The organism is Novosphingobium gossypii, assembly GCF_050433305.1.
Classification (GTDB): domain Bacteria; phylum Pseudomonadota; class Alphaproteobacteria; order Sphingomonadales; family Sphingomonadaceae; genus Novosphingobium; species Novosphingobium gossypii.
The window spans coordinates 96,139-111,909 of the sequence record NZ_JBNPXM010000007.1; the positions used below are offsets into that span (position 1 = coordinate 96,139).

General features: G+C 64.3%; 13 protein-coding genes and 1 tRNA gene. 13 read left to right on the plus strand and 1 reads right to left on the minus strand.

The window, feature by feature from the left end:
- The first annotated feature begins 77 nt into the window (after window positions 1-77).
- Window positions 78-1,334, plus strand: coding sequence for a threonine ammonia-lyase (locus GGR40_RS14195; protein WP_429276904.1), 1,257 nt, complete (start codon window positions 78-80; stop codon window positions 1,332-1,334).
- Window positions 1,335-1,556: 222 nt separating this feature from the next.
- A complete protein-coding gene (locus tag GGR40_RS14200) occupies window positions 1,557-2,390 on the plus strand; it encodes an arginyltransferase (RefSeq protein WP_429276905.1) in 834 nt (277 codons plus the stop codon).
- Between the two features lie 396 nt (window positions 2,391-2,786).
- On the opposite strand, the gene GGR40_RS14205 is transcribed toward GGR40_RS14200, so the two are convergent.
- A tRNA-Gln gene (locus GGR40_RS14205) sits at window positions 2,787-2,860 on the minus strand.
- Between the two features lie 175 nt (window positions 2,861-3,035).
- Between GGR40_RS14205 and GGR40_RS14210 the strand changes: the two genes are divergently transcribed.
- The 11 genes from GGR40_RS14210 to GGR40_RS14260 all read left to right on the plus strand — a co-directional run bounded on the left by GGR40_RS14210 (window position 3,036) and on the right by GGR40_RS14260 (window position 15,725).
- On the plus strand, window positions 3,036-4,367 hold the full coding sequence (locus GGR40_RS14210; RefSeq protein WP_429276906.1) for a Ppx/GppA phosphatase family protein: 1,332 nt from the start codon (window positions 3,036-3,038) through the stop codon (window positions 4,365-4,367).
- The gene (locus GGR40_RS14215) at window positions 4,364-5,047 is read left to right on the plus strand and encodes an RlmE family RNA methyltransferase (protein WP_429276907.1); all 684 of its coding nucleotides are present in this window, start codon (window positions 4,364-4,366) and stop codon (window positions 5,045-5,047) included. Before GGR40_RS14210 ends, GGR40_RS14215 begins: the two co-directional genes overlap by 4 nt.
- Window positions 5,048-5,484: 437 nt before the next feature.
- On the plus strand, window positions 5,485-6,651 hold the full coding sequence (locus tag GGR40_RS14220; RefSeq protein WP_429276908.1) for a nucleotide sugar dehydrogenase: 1,167 nt from the start codon (window positions 5,485-5,487) through the stop codon (window positions 6,649-6,651).
- A 162-nt stretch (window positions 6,652-6,813) separates the two neighbouring features.
- Entirely contained in the window at window positions 6,814-7,941 is a 1,128-nt protein-coding gene (gmd, locus tag GGR40_RS14225) for a GDP-mannose 4,6-dehydratase (RefSeq protein ID WP_429276909.1), read from the plus strand.
- Between the two features lie 13 nt (window positions 7,942-7,954).
- Window positions 7,955-8,917 (plus strand): GDP-L-fucose synthase, encoded by a 963-nt coding sequence (gene fcl, locus GGR40_RS14230; RefSeq protein WP_429276910.1) that lies wholly within the window; start codon window positions 7,955-7,957, stop codon window positions 8,915-8,917.
- A 69-nt stretch (window positions 8,918-8,986) separates the two neighbouring features.
- On the plus strand, window positions 8,987-9,808 hold the full coding sequence (locus GGR40_RS14235) for a WecB/TagA/CpsF family glycosyltransferase (RefSeq protein ID WP_429276911.1): 822 nt from the start codon (window positions 8,987-8,989) through the stop codon (window positions 9,806-9,808).
- A 3-nt stretch (window positions 9,809-9,811) separates the two neighbouring features.
- Entirely contained in the window at window positions 9,812-10,999 is a 1,188-nt protein-coding gene (locus GGR40_RS14240) for a glycosyltransferase (RefSeq protein WP_429276912.1), read from the plus strand.
- A gap of 76 nt (window positions 11,000-11,075) precedes the next feature.
- Entirely contained in the window at window positions 11,076-12,221 is a 1,146-nt protein-coding gene (locus tag GGR40_RS14245; protein ID WP_429276913.1) for a glycosyltransferase family 4 protein, read from the plus strand.
- Window positions 12,222-12,243: 22 nt separating this feature from the next.
- Window positions 12,244-13,368 carry an EpsG family protein gene (locus tag GGR40_RS14250; RefSeq protein ID WP_429276914.1) on the plus strand — a complete coding sequence of 375 codons (1,125 nt, stop codon included), beginning with the start codon at window positions 12,244-12,246 and terminating at the stop codon, window positions 13,366-13,368.
- Between the two features lie 27 nt (window positions 13,369-13,395).
- The gene (locus GGR40_RS14255; RefSeq protein ID WP_429276915.1) at window positions 13,396-14,265 is read left to right on the plus strand and encodes a glycosyltransferase family 2 protein; all 870 of its coding nucleotides are present in this window, start codon (window positions 13,396-13,398) and stop codon (window positions 14,263-14,265) included.
- A gap of 101 nt (window positions 14,266-14,366) precedes the next feature.
- Complete coding sequence (locus tag GGR40_RS14260; RefSeq protein WP_429276916.1) at window positions 14,367-15,725, plus strand: hypothetical protein; 1,359 nt, start codon at window positions 14,367-14,369, stop codon at window positions 15,723-15,725.
- The last annotated feature ends 46 nt before the right edge of the window (window positions 15,726-15,771 follow it).

The window sequence follows — 15,771 nt, forward strand, 5'->3', positions numbered from 1 at the left end:
AATGCCGCCGTCCCCGGCGAGGACCGGCCCTACATTGCTTTGCCATTCGCCGCCATTTCCGGTAGGCGCGCGGGTCTATGGACCAGACTTTGCTCAATATCGCTCCCGGTGCGCTGGACGACGCGCCCCTGACCGCAGCCGACGTTCGCGCGGCGGCGGAGCGAATTGCGGGCAAGGTCGTGCGCACGCCGACCGCGTACAGCGCCACGCTCAGCGCCATCACCGGCGCCGACATCTGGCTCAAGTTCGAGAACCTTCAGTTCACCGCCGCCTACAAGGAACGCGGCGCGCTCAACGCCCTGCTGCTGCTGACCGACGAGCAGAAGGCGCGCGGCGTCATCGCGGCGTCCGCCGGCAACCATGCGCAGGGCCTGAGCTATCACGGCACCCGGCTGGGCGTGCCCGTCACCATCGTGATGCCGCGCACCACGCCGACCGTGAAAGTCATGCAGACCGAGAGCGTCGGCGGCACAGTGGTGCTGGAAGGCGAGAGCTTCGACGAAGCCTATGCCCACGCGCTCAAGCTGGAGGCGCAGCTGGGCCTGACGTTCGTCCACCCGTTCGACGACCCGCACGTCGCCGCCGGGCAGGGCACCGTGGCGCTCGAAATGCTGCAGGACGTTCCCGAACTGGACACGCTGGTTCTGCCGGTGGGCGGGGGCGGGCTGTCTTCGGGCATGGGCACCGTGGCGCGCGACATTCGCCCGGACATCCGCCTGATCGGCGTGGAGGCGCAACTCTACCCCTCGATGTACAATGTGCTCAAGGGCACCAGCCTGCCGATCGGCGGGGATACCCTGGCAGAAGGCATCGCCGTCATTGCGCCCGGCCTGATGACGCAGAAAGTGCTGCGCGGCCTGCTGGACGAATTCCTGCTGGTGACGGAATCGCAGATCGAAAGCGCACTGGCGCTGCTGCTGCAGATCGAGAAGACGCTGGTCGAGGGTGCGGGCGCCACCGGCCTTGCCGCCGTGCTCAACAACCCCGAACTGTTCGCCGACCGCAAGATCGGCATGGTGCTGTCGGGCGGCAACATCGATACCCGGCTGCTCGCCAACGTGCTGCTGCGCGACCTTGCCCGCTCGGGCCGCCTGGCGCGCCTGCGCATCGGCCTGCAGGACCGCGCGGGCGCTCTGTTCAAGGTGGCCAAGGTGTTCCACGAACACAACGTCAACATCATCGAAGTCTTCCATCAGCGCATCTTCACCCACCTGCCCGCCAAGGGCCTGGTGACGGAGATCGAGTGCGAGGCACGCGACAGGGCGCAGCTTGAGGCGCTGGTCGCGGGGCTGCGGCGCGAAGGCTACGAAGTGCGCATGGTCGAGACGGACTGATACGCGCGGCCTTGATCGCTGTGCTGCCGGGTTAACGGTTGCCGCCCGGCGCCGCCCCGAATTGGCACGGGAACCCACGGATGCCACCAGTCCGGCGCGATTTGGCTGCGGACTGGTCGGTTTTTGTGGTTAAATGACTCGCAAGAGGCTGCCGCCATAGGCATATTTGGGCCAGCAGACGGACTTCGGGCCGGCAATAAAGCTAGAGGAAGACCATTTTCGGTGACGGCTCCCGTTCGATTTCCGCGCTTTTTCGTGACGAGCCCGGCGCCGTGTCCCTATCTGCCGGGGCGGAGCGAGCGCAAGGTTTTCACCGAACTGAAGGGGCCGCACGCCGATTCGCTGAATGACGCACTGGGCCGCATTGGTTTTCGCCGCAGCCAGACCGTCGCCTATCGCCCGTCCTGCATAGACTGCAACGCCTGCGTGTCCGTGCGGGTGGTCGCTTCGGAATTCCGCGCCTCGCGCACGCAGAAGCGCACGATGGACGCGCATGCCGACCTTGTCGCCACGGTGTGCCGCCCCTGGTCCACCAGCGAACAGTTCGAACTGCTCCAGCGCTATCTTTCCGCCCGCCACCCCGAAGGCGGCATGACCACCATGGACGAAGTCGATTTCGCAGACATGGTGGAACACACCCCCGTCACCAGCTACGTCATCGAATACCGCGAACCCTCGCGCGACGGCGTGGTGCCGGGTCGCCTGATCGGCGCCTGCCTCACTGACCGTCAGTGCGACGGGCTGTCGATGATCTATTCGTTCTACGATCCCGAAAGCGAGCGGCAGGGGCTGGGCAACTACATCATCCTCGACCACGTTCGCCGCGCGGTCGATATGGGTCTGGGCTACGTCTACCTCGGCTACTGGGTCGAAGGTTCGGCGCGCATGCAGTACAAGGTGCGCTACCGCCCCATGGAACGCCTGGGCCGCGCTGGCTGGGAACGCATCGAAGCCGTTGAACACGATCGCCTGATCGCCGCCGCCGTCGCCAACCCCCATCGCGACGAGGGCACGACCGGCCCCAAGGACGGCATGCCTGCCGTCACCAAGGGGTGAGGGCCAGGGCCCCGGAACCGGCTCAAAGGCCGGGCCATGGCCTTTCCAGCTTGCCTACCGCCGAGCAGCGAGTTGCCGGCATGGGAGCGAATGGTTTTCCACCAATTGCCCACTGTGCTTCTGCGCTTCGACATGATCCATAAACTGGTTTTGTAGCCGCTCGTGCATCGCGAGGCCGATGTAGATTGGCTTGGGGTCTGATAGAAATCCAAGCCAGCATTGCAGTTCTCGAAGCGAGACAGAGCCCAACCACCCGGCGCCGACCAGCAAATATGGCCGAAAGGCAAATGCTCACGCGGGTCGTCGATGCCGAAGATGGTGATGGCAGCCAGCATAGCTATGTTCGGGGCAAGCTGTTGCCACAGCGGGCAGATTGGCTGTCAAAGGAGAGAAATTTGGATGCCCCGCGAGGATTCGAACCTCGATAGACGGAATCAGAATCCGTAGTCTTACCATTAGACGACGGGGCATCGGGCGGCCCCTGAGGGCAACCGGAGGGCGCCCTTTAGGAGGGGTTCTGATTCGGGTCAAGCACCTTTGGTGCATCAATTTGTGCGCCCCTTGCCGGTTCGCGCGTAGGGCGTTAGCATCGGCGTCAGGTGCCCGCCCGATCGGCGGGAAGACATTTGAACGAGTATCGAATTTATGGCGGACCACGATCCGCCGGTTGCCAAAGTCGAAGTGTCGGGAACAGCCGATGCGCCGGATCGTCCGGCGCGGCGGCGCAAGGGGCGCAGGAGCAAGGCGAAGCGCTCCCAGCCGCCCGGCACGCAACCCAAGGGAAAGGCGCGCCCGCAAGGCAGCGGCGCCAGAACCGAGGAAGGCAACCGGACAGAAACAGGCAGGGCGCCGCGCGCAGAAAAGCAGGCCGTGCCGCCCGACACGGCGCCGGTCCCGAAGGCGCCTTACAGGGCGCCTTCACACGCGGCGGTGCTGTCGGGTCAGCCTTCGGGGCGGCAGGCTTATGCCGCCATCGATCTGGGCACCAACAACTGTCGCCTGCTGATCGCGCGCCCTTCGGGGGAGAACTTCACGGTGATCGACGCCTTCAGTCGCGTCGTGCGGCTGGGGGAAGGGATCGCCCAGTCAGGCCGCCTGTCCGATGCGGCGATGGAGCGCACGCTATCGGCACTGCGGGTCTGCGCCGACAAGCTGATGCGCCGCAACGTGTACCTCGCCCGCTCGGTCGCGACGGAGGCTTGCCGCCGTGCCGCCAACGGCCCCGAATTCATCGAGCGGGTGCGGCAGGAAACCGGCATCGCGCTGGACATCATCTCGGCGCGCGAAGAGGCGCGGCTGGCGGTGCTGGGCTGCCACGTCCTGCTGGAGGACGGCTTCGGCCCGGCGATGATCTTCGACATCGGCGGCGGATCGACCGAACTGGTCTTGATCGAAAGCACCGGCACCGTGCCGCGCATCCTCGACTGGCAAAGCGTGCCGTGGGGCGTCGTCTCGCTGACCGAAAGCTGCGGACCTGAAGGCGCGACGCAGGATGAACGGCTTGCCCGCTATCGCCACATGCACAGTCTGGTCGCCGAAAGCTTCGCGGCCTTTTCCAAGCGGGTCGCGCCGGCGCGCGAAAGCGCCGGGCAGGACGGCCCGCTGCGCCTGCTGGGCACCAGCGGCACGGTCACCACGCTCGCCAGCCTGCACCTGGAATTACCCCAGTACGACCGGCGCATGGTGGACGGCCTGATCGTGCCCGCCGAATCGATGCGCGGGATCAGTTCGCGGCTGTCCTCGATGGCGATCGAGGACCGGCGCGAACTTGCCTGCATCGGGCGTGAGCGGGCCGACCTCGTCGTCGCCGGATGCGCCATCCTTGAGGCGATCCTCGACCTCTGGCCCGCCGCACGCCTCGGCGTGGCGGACCGCGGCATCCGCGAAGGCATCCTTCGCAGCCTCATCGCCTCGCACAGACCCACGGGAACCAAGACCATGACCGATACCCTCCGCAACGCAGCAGGCGCGCGATGAGCCGCTCGGGCCGTGATCCGGGCGAGCGGCTGAAGACCGCGAAGAAGCGCTCCACCAGTTCGGCGCGGTGGCTGACGCGCCAGTTGAACGATCCTTACGTGAAGAAGGCCAAGGCCGACGGCTACCGCAGCCGCGCGGCGTACAAGCTGCTTGAACTGGACGAGAAATTCGACCTGTTCCGGAACGTCGAACGCGCCGTCGATCTCGGCATCGCGCCCGGCGGGTGGAGCCAGGTGCTGCGTCTCAAGCGACCCAAGGCAAAGATCGTCGGCATCGACCTGCTTCCCACCGACCCCATTGAGGGCGTGACCATCTTCGAGATGGACTTCATGGCGGACGAAGCCCCGGCGGCACTCGACGGAGCGCTGGAAGGCGCGCCCGACCTGGTCCTGTCGGACATGGCGGCGAACACGGTCGGCCACAAGCAGACCGATCACCTGCGCACCATGGGCCTGGTCGAGACCGCAGCGGACTTTGCCATCCAGTACCTCGCGCCGGGCGGCACTTTCGTCGCCAAAGTGCTGGCCGGCGGCACCGACACGCAGCTGCTGGCCCTGCTGAAAAAGCACTTCACCAGCGTCAAGCACGCCAAGCCCCCTGCCAGCCGAAAGGATTCGTCCGAATGGTACGTGATTGCCAAGGGGTTCAAGGGCGGCGATGCAGCCGCGGCGGTAGAGTAGGGGCCGCGGGATAGCGCGGGCAAGGCGTTGAGAAGTCACCATTCAAGGTCGTTGGGCATGAGCCAGGCGCCCGCCGCGCTTGCCCAGCCGCTGCGTCCTGATGCGCCACGAGCATGTCTGTAGTGTAAAAGGATCAAGCGTGATCCGATGTCTCGAACCAAATCGTTTGCACTGCGTTGCAGCGTTTCGGCTGTGTCGAAACGCGCCAATTATGGGACGAGTTGCCGCTTTCTTACTGGTGATTTTTACCTACTTTTTTGTCGCACTTTTCGCTGCATAAGCTTATTGTGCGCCTGCAGCATAGACGCTGGCGGCACGCGGAGGCATCGTCTTTCGTAACACTAACATGGGTTTACCTGTGTGACGGGGCGAAGGCGAACGGGGGAAAAAAGCTCGATGTGGTTACGCGTAGACAATTTAGCGTGAGTGTTCCTGAGATGAAGATAGCCGTTTTTGGCTTGGGTTACGTAGGTCTGTCCAATGCGGTGCTGCTTGCTCAACGCAACGATGTCGTTGCGGTAGACGTCTCGGGAGAGAGGGTGGACCAGGTCAATGCCGGTCGCTCTCCGATCATCGACGCCGAGCTTGAAGAGTATCTGGGCGGCAAGACGCTGAAGCTGAAGGCGACGCTGGATGCCGCAGAGGCGCTGCAGGGCGCCGACTATGTCGTGGTCGCCACGCCCACCAATTACGATGTCGATACCAACAAGTTCGATACGTCCTCGGTCGAAGCCGTCATCAGGCAGGCCATCGCCATCAACCCGGATGCGACGGTGGTGGTCAAATCGACCATCCCGGTCGGCTTCGTCGACGACGTCCGGCAGCGGCTGGGGACCGAGCAGGTCATCTTCAGTCCCGAATTCCTGCGCGAGGGCAAGGCCCTCCACGACAATCTCTATCCGTCGCGGATCATCGTCGGCGAGCAGTCCGAACGGGCGCGGATCTTCGCCAACCTGCTGCTGGATGCCTCGCTGAACAAGGACGTCGAAGTCCTCTTCACCAACGCGCGCGAAGCGGAGGCGATCAAGCTTTTCGCCAATACCTATCTCGCCATGCGCGTCGCGTTCTTCAACGAACTGGACAGCTATGCCATCGCAGGTGGGATGGACAGCCGGCAGATCATCAACGGCGTGAGCCTGGATCCGCGCATCGGGCGTCATTACAACAACCCCAGCTTCGGTTACGGCGGCTACTGCCTGCCCAAGGACACCAAGCAGCTGCTGGCGAACTATTCCGATGTTCCGCAGAACCTCATCCGCGCGATCGTCGATGCCAACCGCACGCGCAAGGACTTCCTTGCCGACGTCATCATCGCGAAGAAGCCCCGGACGGTCGGCGTCCATCGCCTTGTCATGAAGGCGGGGTCCGACAATTTCCGGCAGTCCTCGATCCAGGGGATCATGAAGCGCCTCAAGGCCAAGGGCATCGAGGTCATCGTGTTCGAGCCGGCGCTGAAGGAGAGCCATTTCTACGGCTCCGAAGTGCTCAGTGATCTGGAGGATTTCAAGCGGCGCAGCAGCGTGATCCTGGCCAACCGGATCACGCCCGACATCGAGGACGTGCAGGACAAGCTGTTCACGCGCGATCTTTTCGGCGCGGATTGACGGGACGACAGGGTGGCATATGGGCTGGCCCTGTTTGGGCAGCCCGAAATTGAGTGAAATTCGATGGCTGCATTTGCGCGGTATGGCCGCGCAGCGCAGCAGTGCTGCGGTGCTGACAGGCACCGCCGCGGATGGAAACAGAAAGCGGCATCAGGAGTAGTTATGGCTGACAAGAAGATCGCGCTCATCACCGGCATCACCGGTCAGGATGGCTCCTATCTGGCGGAATTCCTGCTGGAAAAGGGCTACGAGGTCCACGGCATCAAGCGCCGTGCGTCGTCGTTCAACACGCAGCGCATCGACCATATCTATCAGGATCCGCATTCGGCCAAGCCGGACCTCAAGCTGCACTACGGCGACCTGACGGACACGTCCAACCTGACGCGCATCATCCGTGAAGTGCAGCCGGACGAGATCTACAACCTTGGCGCGCAGAGCCACGTCGCCGTCAGCTTCGAGGCGCCCGAATACACGGCCGACGTCGACGCCACCGGTACGCTGCGCCTGCTGGAAGCGATCCGTTTCCTGGGTCTGGAAAAGAAGACGAAGTTCTACCAGGCCTCGACCTCGGAACTCTATGGTCTGGTGCAGGAAACGCCCCAGCGCGAGACGACGCCGTTCTACCCGCGCTCGCCTTACGCCGTCGCCAAGCTCTACGCGTACTGGATCACGGTGAACTACCGCGAAGCCTATGGCATGTATGCCTGCAACGGCGTCCTGTTCAACCACGAGAGCCCGCGCCGCGGCGAGACTTTCGTGACCCGCAAGATCACCCGCGGTCTGGCCAACATCGCGCAGGGGCTGGAAAACTGCCTCTATATGGGCAACATCGATTCCCTGCGCGACTGGGGCCATGCCAAGGACTACGTCCGCATGCAGTGGATGATGCTGCAGCAGGATCAGCCGGAAGACTTCGTGATCGCCACCGGGGTGCAGTATTCGGTGCGTGAATTCATCAGCTGGTCCGCGAAGGAGCTGGGCGTGACGCTGCGCTTCGAAGGCGAAGGCGTGGACGAAGTGGGCATCGTCGAGGCGGTGACCGGCGACGATGCGCCTTCGGTCGAAGTCGGCGATGTGATCGTCCGTATCGACCCGCGCTATTTCCGTCCGGCCGAAGTCGAAACCCTGCTGGGCGACCCGACCAAGGCGAAGGAGCGCCTAGGCTGGGTGCCGGAGATCACCGTGCAGGAAATGTGCGCCGAGATGATCGCCGAAGACCTCCACACCGCCAAGCGCCATGCCCTGCTCAAGGCGCACGGCTACGAGCTGCCGGTTTCGATCGAATCCTGAGAGGGCTGAGACAATGCGGATATTCGTCGCAGGACATCGCGGGATGGTCGGCGGGGCCATCGCCCGCAAGCTGCGTGAGCGCGGCGTGGAGGTGGTCTGCCGCACCCATGCCGAACTGGACCTGACCGATCAAAAGGCCGTCCGTGATTTCTTCGCGGCGGAACAGCTTGACGGTGTGGTGCTGGCGGCGGCCAAGGTGGGCGGCATCCATGCCAACAACACCTACCCGGCAGAGTTCATCTACGAAAACCTGATGATCGAATGCAACGTGGTGCATGCGGCCTATTCCGCCGGCATCCAGAAGCTGCTGTTCCTGGGTTCGTCGTGCATCTACCCGCGCGAAGTGGCCCAGCCCATGCGCGAAGATGCGCTGCTGACGGGCATCCTTGAGCCCACCAACGAGCCTTATGCGATCGCCAAGATCGCCGGGATCAAGCTGTGCGAAAGCTACAACCGGCAGTACGGCACCGATTACCGCAGCGTCATGCCCACCAATCTTTACGGGCCGGGCGACAACTTCCACCCGACCAACTCGCACGTGATGCCCGCGCTGATCCGTCGCTTCCACGAAGCGGTGCAGGCGGGCGCGAGCCAGGTCGCGATCTGGGGCACCGGCACGCCGCGCCGCGAATTCCTGCACGTCGACGACATGGCCGAAGCATCGCTGTTCGTCTTCGATCTGGACGCGGACACGTACCAGGCGAACACCGAAGCCATGCTGAGCCACATCAACGTCGGGTTCGGCGACGATGTCAGCATCGCCCAGCTTGCCGCGATGATCGCCGAGGTCACCGGGTACAAGGGTGAGATCGTGTTCGATGCCGACAAGCCGGACGGCACGATGCGCAAGCTGATGGACTCCGGTCGCCTTCGGGCAATGGGCTGGAAGCCGCGCGTCGAACTGGCCGAGGGGATCCGCGAAACCTACGCCTGGTATCTCGAAAACGGCGCGGCGGTCCCGCAGCCTGCCGCCTGACCCTGAAAAAGCGGCATCGTGCCGGTCTGGTGCTGGACATGGGCACAGTCAAATGCATGGGATGATTAGATGACTTCCGCCCTCGTATCCTACCCTGCCAGCACCAAGCGTGATGCGAGCGCGGTCCGTACCGCCGCCGGGGTTCCTGCCACCAGGATCCTCGACGTGCCTGTCAGCACGGTGAACATGGATGCGGCTGTCCGAACGATCTTCGGCTGGATCAGGAACCGCAGCGCCCACTACATCTGCGTGCGCGACGTCCATGGCGTGATGCGCGCGCAGGAGGACGAGGCGCTGATGGACATCCATCACGGCGCAGGCCTGATCACGCCGGACGGGATGCCGCTGGTTTGGGCGCTGAAGGCGCGCGGCTACAAGGGCGTGAGCAGGGTCTGCGGCGCGGATCTCGTCGCGGCGCTTTGCGAGGCATCTGAAGCGAACGGGGCGCGCCACTACTTCTACGGCGGCAAGCCGGGCGTGGCCGAGCGGATGGCAGAGGAACTGGTGAAGCGCTATCCCCGCCTGAAGGTGGTGGGAACCGGCACGCCGCCGTTCCGGGCACTGACGGCTGAAGAAGACGAGCAGGCGGTTGCGGAGATTTCCGCTGCCCGGCCCGACATCGTCTGGGTCGGCCTGTCGACGCCCAAGCAGGAATACTGGATGCGCGACCATGTGGGCCGCATCCCCGGTGCGACGCTGGTGGGCATCGGCGCCGCGTTCGATTTCTACGCCGGCGACGTCAAGCGCGCGCCGGTGTGGATGCACAAGTCGGGCTTCGAGTGGCTCCACCGCCTTGTCAGCGAGCCGCGCCGCCTGTGGCGTCGCTACCTTGTCATGGCCCCGAAGTTCGTGGCCAAGATGGCATATCGAGCCATTCGGCGCGAGGCCTGAAACATGAACGATGACAGCGGCTCAGGCCGTCTGCGCATATTGACGGTACATAATGCTTACCAGCAGGCCGGCGGCGAGGACACGGTCTTTGCCAGCGAGACGGAACTGCTCCGCGATGCCGGCCATCAGGTAGAGACCCTTACCGTATCGAACGATGGGATCTCCTCCCGGGTATCCCAACTGAAGACGGCGTTGTCGGCAAGTTATAACCGAGCCGGGCGCGCACTGGCCGCCGACGCCATCGCCGCGTTCCGGCCGGACGTGGTACATGTTCACAACACCTTCCCCCGGCTTAGCCCGGCCGTGTTCGATGCATGTCACGCCGCCGGGGTGCCGGTAGTCTGGACCCTGCATAATTTTCGCGTGACCTGCGCCAACGCCATCCTGCTACGGGATGAGGCCCCGTGCGAGGATTGTGTCGGGCGCGCGCCGCTGCCGGCGATCCGCCATCGCTGCTATCGCGGGTCGATGATCGGTTCCGCCGCCGTGGCCGGGCTGATCTGGCGGCACCAGCGGCGCGGCACGTGGCACGGCAAGGTGTCGCGTTTCCTCGCGCTGACGCAGTTCGCGCGGGAAAAGTTCATCGCCGCCGGGCTTCCTGCCGACAGGATCGTGGTCAAGCCCAATTTCGCGGTAGACCCCCAGCCGGCTGGGACCGGCGATGCTCCGCTGCGCACCGGCGCCCTGTTCGTCGGACGGCTGAGTGCTGAAAAGGGCGTGGACGTTCTTGTCAAGGCCTGGCGCGGCATGGGCCTGTCGCTGACCATCATCGGCGACGGACCGGACCGGGCTGCGCTGGAAGCGATCGCGGGGCCGGAGGTGCGGTTCCTGGGATTTCGCGACAGCCGCTTCGTGCAGGAGGAAATGCGCCGCGCGGCCATGCTGGTGGTGCCTTCGGTATGGTACGAGATGTATCCGATGACGGTGGTGGAGGCGATGGCCTGCGGCACCCCCGTCATCGCATCGCGCATCGGTGCCCTGAAGGAGATCGTCGAGGATGGCGTGACCGGCTGCCACTTCACAGCAGGCGATCCCGACGATCTGGCGCGTACGGTGCGAAAGGCCGCGTCACAGCCCGCGCACCTTAAGCAGATGGGCCGCAATGCCAGGGCGCATTACCAGTCGGCGCTGTCTCCGGCGGCCAGCCTGGCCGCGCTGGAGAGTGTCTATCGGCAGGTCATGGTGCAGTGACCGTGTCGTGCTTCGCCCTCATCAGGTCCGACATGACAGAAGGTGTCAGGACGCAATTTCAGGAAGGAGCCGGATCGTGAAGTCCAGGCAGCGCCGAGTCGTATTCCTGACCTCGATCATCACGCACTATCGGTTGAAGTTCCATGAACTTCTCCGGGCGCGGTTGGAGGAAGCCGGCATCCGGTACGACATCATTTATGGCGAACCCGATGAAGCGGAAGCATCCAAGAACGACACCGTGGAGCCAGACTGGGCGACCAGGATTCCGCAAAAACGGTGGCGCATAAAGTCGGTGAAGATGCAGTTCCATCCGGTGTTTGCCGCCGCGCGAGGTGCAGATCTCGTCATACTGGGTCAAGAGAACAAGCACCTGCAGAACTATCTCTATCAGATGACGCCGAAGGGCCTTCGGCCAAAACTGGCGCTGATGGGGCATGGCAGGAACTTCCAGTCACGTCGGCCCGACAGCGCGGGCGAGAAATGGAAGCGCTTCTGGGCCACCAAAGTGGACTACTGGTTCGGCTATACCGAAGAGACGCGGCGACACGTCGAATCGCTCGGGTTCGCGCCGGACCGGATCACGGTGTTCAACAACTCCGTCGATACCTCGCAACTGCGCGCCCAGGTGGCGGCGGTGACGGACGAGCGGTTGCAGCAGCGCCGCGCGGAACTGGGGCTTGTCGGGCGGCATGTGGGTGTGTTCGTCGGCGGAATCTATCCCGACAAGCGCATGACATTCCTGATCGAGGCGGCGGACCGCATACGCGAAAGCGTGCCCGATTTCGAACTGCTCGTGGTCGGCGGCGGGTCCGACTTGTCCCTCGTCAGCGATCTGGCGCGGGATCGTCCCTGGGTGCACGTGCTGGGGCCGCGGTTCGGGCAGGACAAGGTGGAACTGATGATGCTGGGCCACGTTTTCATGATGCCCGGCCTGATGGGTCTGGCGATTCTGGATGCCGGTGTCGTCGGTCTGCCCGTCGCCACCACGGCATATCCGTGGCACAGCCCGGAAATCGCCTATCTCCAGCCCGGCATCAGCGGATTGGTTGTCGAAGACTGGGAAAATCCGCTTGCCTATGCGCGCGAAGTGGCTGATCTGCTGCACGATCCTGTTCGGCTGGGCCAGATCGGCATAGCGGCACGGGAAATGGCGGACCGTTATTCGATCGAGCGGATGGCGGATAATTTTGCCAACGGCATTCTGAAGGCCTTGGCGGTCTGATAGGCACAAGGTCGTCCTTTAAATGTTCTTAGCGCTTGTGTTGGGGATCGTGCTCCTTTCCCTTGCCGACCCGAAACGGGTTCGGCGCGAGTACCTGCTGCTGTTGCTGGTGTTCATCGTCATGTTCAGCATGATGGACATGAACAAGGGCATGATGGGCGACTGGGTCTGGTACACCGAGCACTATCGCCGGCTCGAGCATATGAGCCTGTCCAGCTACATCGGCGCGCGCATGGGCTGGATCACCATCAAGTGGAACGAGCCCACCTACTACGCCATTGCAAAGGCCGTCGCGGTGCTGTCCGGGGGGAGCATTGCCGCCCTTGCGGCGGTATTGACGGCGCTCAACTATAGCATGATCGGCTGGGCGACCTACCGCGTGGGCAAGGACATCTTCAGGTCTGCCGGCCGCCTGCCCAGCGCGCTGATCCTGATGGCCTGCGTGCTGCTTGCCATGAACTTCACACTGACCACGCACCTGATCCGGCAGGAACTGGCGGCATCGTTCGGCATCCTGGGCTATTCATTCCTGCGGTCGCGGCAGTACGTCGCGGCCGGCGTGCTGGCGCTGCTGGCGGTAACCACGCACCAGTCCGCCGCGCTGCTGCTTCTGGTGCTCTATACGCCGCCGTTCATCACCCTGAACCTCAAGCGCTATCCGCTGGCCCGCCGGTTCGCGATCCTGGGCGCACTGATGGTGGCCGCCTTGCTGGGATACTACGTCTCGCACAGCGAGATCGTGGCCATCGGGCAGAAGAACGACGGTTCGGTGTCCATCGTCATCTTCCTGCTCGATGCGGTCATCTTTGGCGGGCTGGTCCTGGTGACGACCTTCCTGCGCCCGGCGGGTCCGCAGGCCAGGGAACTGGTGCTGTCGTTCCTGCTGTTCGCCGCGGCGATGGCGTTCATGATGACCATCCCGCTGGCAGCGCTGCGCATGTATTTCTACATCGACTTCGTGCGGTCGCTGGCGCTGGTCGTCATCGCCGTATGCCTCCTCAGATACCTGCCGCGAAGCATGGACAATATCGTTGCGGGTATACCGATGCTGTTCCTTGGGCTTTGCTATGTGCAGTTCAGGCTCGATCGCTCTCCGTTCGATTTCGGCGGCGATCTGATCCACTACATGCTTTATCCCATTTCCTGATTTCCTGTGACGGAAAGACCCCAGTCAATGAATACCGAGCCGCAATTGTCGATCATGGCCCTGCTGGTGTGCCGCAATCGCCGGGACACGACGCTGGCCGCGATCGAGCGGATCAAGCGGCAGAAGGCACCCGTGCGCGCATCGATCGCCGTGTTCGACGATGCATCCACCGATGGCACCCCGGAGGCGGTGAGCGCCGCCTATCCCGACGTGCGGATCGTCAAGGGCGATGGCAACGCCTTCTGGAATGGCGGACTGCACCGGTTGTGGAGCGCCGTGCGCGATGCGGACGTAGACGCATTCCTGTGGCTGAACGACGACAGCTGGCTGGACGACGACGCATTCGACAAGATCGCCGACGGCTGGAACGAGATGACCCGGGTCGATGGCGACAAAGGCTTCATCCTCGTCGGCAGCACCCGCGGCACCGATGGCGAGATCAGCTACGGCGGCCTGCACATGGGCAATTCGCGCGTGGCGTTTCGCATGAGCCGGGCCTATCCGAAGGAAAGCGGACTGGTGCCGATCTCCACCTTCAACGGCAACGTGGTGCTCGTCAGCAAGAGCGCGGTCGGCAGGATCGGCCTCAACGACCCCTACTTCTTCCACAACCTGGGCGACGTGGATTACGGGCTGCGGGCGACACAGGCCGGGATACCGGTGATGCTCCTGCCCGGAACCGTCGGCTATTGCGAGGCGAACGCCGCCAAGTCCCAGCGCGGATACGGCGCGCCGAAGCTGTCCGTCCAGCAGCAGTGGCGCAAGGTCAACACGCATCACGGACTGCCGTTCAGAGACTGGCTGTATTTCACGCGGCGCCATTCCGGACGGAACTGGCTGCTGCATTTCGTGACCCCATACCGCCATCTGCTGCGTTTCTGGAGACTGAAAGCCTGACGCGGGCACCGGGTGGACGCGAAAGTCCGCTACGTACATCCCCTGGTCACGATCCCAAGTGGACACCCGCGCGCAGGGACATTGCTGACAAGGAGCGAAACTTGCCGCGCAACGATGCACAATTCAACCTGGAACGCCGCGCTCTGATCGCGGCGGGTGCCACCGGCTTGCTGGGAATGGCGGGGGCGGCGGCGCTGTCGCAGCCGGCCGGGGCGGCTGCGCCCGGCAAGACGGGGCCGGGTGCTGGCGCAGACGTGAGGCCCGAAGATTTCGGCGCGGTCGGCGACGGGCGGCATGACGACACCTCGGCATGGCAGGCGGCCATCGCGACGGGACGGGTCGTGGCTCCGCGACCGGGCGCGACGTACATCATCGGTGCCAGTCTCCAGCCGCAGGCGAAACAGCCGCTGCTCATCCGCGGAGCCGGGATCCATGGCAACGCGGCATCGACGCTGAAGGCTGCCCCCGGCTTTCGCGGATACCTTCTGAAACCATCGGGGTCCTACGACATTCGCGGCATCCGCCTGGCGGGCAATGGCCGCGAAGGCTGCCATCTGATCGGCAGCGACGAGGTCGGCGGGGCAGGGTTTGCCATCCTGGACACGGTGATGCTGCAGTCCGCCGATACCTTCATCAATTTCGGCACGGCCTGGGAGCATCCGCTGGGGCTGTCCTACGACCGCATATACGGCCAGCATTTCAGGACCGCCGGCATCGTCGTGGGCGGCGTCGAGGGGGCTGCGCGCAATGGCGAAAGCGCATGGCGCTTCGGCCTGATCGTCATGACCAACGGCGGCGGAGACGGCGGCGGGCGGGTGCCGGCGCAAGGCGTCGAAGTCCGCCGGAATTTCGCCGCGGGGTCGGACCTGGTGACATGGTCCGGCGCCGGAGCGGGCGAAGCGGCACCGCTTTTCGGATGGGTGGTGCTGCGCTCGAAGGACGGGAAGACCGGCTGGGCCGTGCCGCCCAACTGGGGGGATGCCCTGTGCCGCGACACCCGCTTCGTGGCGAGCAAGCAGCCCGGAGAGGACTGGACCTATGCCGTCATGCGCCAGACGGTGGGGGTGTGCCTGCACCGTGGCAAGGCCGTGGCCGCCGGCGTCATCCAGGCCGAATACTGCGGGATCGGTGTCCTGCTGATCAGTGTCGCCGGGTTCGATATCCAGACGATCTACAGCGAAAGCCGCGATCGGGCGCCCAATCCGTTCCCCAATCTGGCTGCGGTGATGGTCAAGGGGGCCAGTTACGGGTCGATCGGTGCCACGTGGGTCGAAGCGATCGGGTACGGCGTCATCACCGACGAACGGGCCAACGTCGAAGTGCGCGCGCTGCATGGCAATGCGCTGCGCTGGGCCCTGCGCGCATCGACCGCGGCGACCGACAAGGGGGCAAACGCCATGCAGACCGGCAGTCGCGGCATCCCCACCCCCTACCGCCAGCTGGCGCGCCCGCCGAAATGAAGCCATGGCGGCACGTGCCGTACAGGCAGGACAAGGACTAACCGAC